Source organism: Pedobacter sp. HMWF019, assembly GCF_003061025.1.
Classification (GTDB): domain Bacteria; phylum Bacteroidota; class Bacteroidia; order Sphingobacteriales; family Sphingobacteriaceae; genus Pedobacter.
In genome coordinates this window covers 1-2,083 of record NZ_QAIL01000531.1, presented here as the reverse complement: position 1 = coordinate 2,083, position 2,083 = coordinate 1, and the positions used below count along the sequence as shown (strand labels likewise).

General features: G+C 33.1%; 2 protein-coding genes. Both read left to right on the top strand.

Features of this window, described 5'->3' with window-relative positions; genetic code table 11:
- Positions 1–798 (top strand): RagB/SusD family nutrient uptake outer membrane protein (locus DBR11_RS26395; protein ID WP_146186676.1); only part of this gene is annotated, 798 nt, incomplete at its 5' end.
- 32 nt (positions 799–830) lie between these two features.
- Positions 831–2,083, top strand: a 1,253-nt coding sequence (locus tag DBR11_RS26390; protein ID WP_146186675.1) for a hypothetical protein, incomplete at its 3' end; no start/stop codon positions are given.

The following is a 2,083-nucleotide window of genomic DNA, read 5'->3' as shown; positions in this document are numbered from 1 at the left end:
GCTACAGCCTTATTAGCACGAACATATTTATATTTAAAGGACTGGACAAATGCTGAGATACAGGCGACATCTGTTTTAGGAAATTCTTCTTTTGGGCTTGTTGACCTGGATAAAGTCTTTTTGAAAAATAATAAAGAAGCAATTTGGCAACTTCAACCAGTAGGATTCAAGGGTTTAAATACGCAAGAAGCAATAGCATTTGTTGTTGACCCAATTTACGGATTTGATACTTATAATGGTGTTTATCTTAATCCAAATTTGTTGAATAGTTTTGAAAGCGGAGATCAAAGGAAAAATTATTGGATCAGCAATATAACTATTAATGGAACCCTTTATTGGTATCCATATAAATATAAGATAGTAAATAGAACTCAAGATGCTAACTTTCCCGTAACTGAATATTCAACTATCTTTCGTTTGGGAGAACAATACCTGATCAGAGCTGAAGCGAGAATTCAGCAGAATAAGATAGCTGATGGAGTTGATGATTTAAACGCTTTGCGTGAACGGGCTACGGACAAAAATCAGGGAACTATTCAACTACCCAAATTGTCAACAACAATGAATCAGATGGATGCATTAAAGGCTGTTGAACACGAACGTCAAGTAGAGTTGTTTACAGAATGGGGCCATCGGTGGTTAGATCTTAAACGAACGGATAGAATTGACCAGGTAATGAGGACTATTGTACCAACAAAAATACCAGGTGGTACTTGGAAAACTAATCAGCAACGGTATCCATTGCCTTTGATTGACTTACAAAGAAATCCGAACCTCATACAGAATAGTGGATATTAATTGAAAATCAGGTAAAGTAACAAAGAATTAGAATGAAAAAATTTCCTTTAATGCTCCTGTTTATATTGAGCACATTGTTTTGTTTTGCGCAAAAAAAACTGATAGACTCAAATGCATACAATAACTTTCCAAAGCTAAGTGGGGCTATGGTAAGTGATAATGGGAAGTATGTGGTCCACTGTGAGATTGAACAAATGGCATCGCACAATATGAATGTTAAAAACTTTATTCAATCTACAGATAACAAACTGAAGATAGAAATTCCGAGTACGCAAGGTTTCGGAAAATTCACAGCAGATAGCAAATTCTTTCTTTTTAAAACGTTAAAAGATAGCTTGGGAATTATGAATCTCGATAGAAACATTATTCATTACATATCTAATGTTTCTAAATATGAAGTTCAACAAATGGATTCTAGTGAAGGGCTTGTTTACCTGTTGAATGATTTAGAAAAAAAATTGGTTTTAAGAAACCTTAGAACTGGAAGGGAAAGGCATTTTTATAATGTATTAGCATATTGGTTGAGTGAGGACTGGAAAACATTAGTAATTCAAAGATCATCTAAAATAAATGAGGGAAACCAGTCTCTGGATTGGATAGATTTGTCAGTAGACAAACCTAATAATATCTGTGATGGAAAAATAATTGAAAATTTAATCGTTGATTTTAAACATAAGCAACTCGTATTTAAGTCCAACGACACCATTTGGCATTATAAAATAGGAATGGATAAGATGATTTGTTTAGTTGATCTTTCCAAAGTATCATCTTCGCTATTTTTTGGTTCATTAGAAGGTTTTAATAAAGAAGGCGATTGTCTTTTTGCTACATTGGATAAACGAAAAGAGCTTTTATCTAAAATTGATTCCAATACGGTACAAGTATGGAGTTATAATGATACAAAATTACAATCACTACAAGATAGTAAGCCAGAGCAGAGTTCTTCCAAAGTCGTTATAAGGTTAACGGGCCATAAGGTCATTTATTTACAGAAATATAAAAATGAAGTTCAATATGGGAGATCAGATCACCTTTTACTAACAGGTCATTCAATTGGGAATGATGGCGATTCTAATGAGCGATCATGGAATTTAAGCGGTCAAAATGAATATGATCTTGTTAATAATAAAACAGGGAAGAGAACACCGTTACTTTGGTTGAGCCAAAATCCGAGCATCTTGCCTATACTTTCCCCAGAAGGAAAATATATTCTTTATTATGATTATCAAAAAAAGAATTATTTTAGTTATGATATAGCTTTAAATAAAAATATTGAGCTTACTAA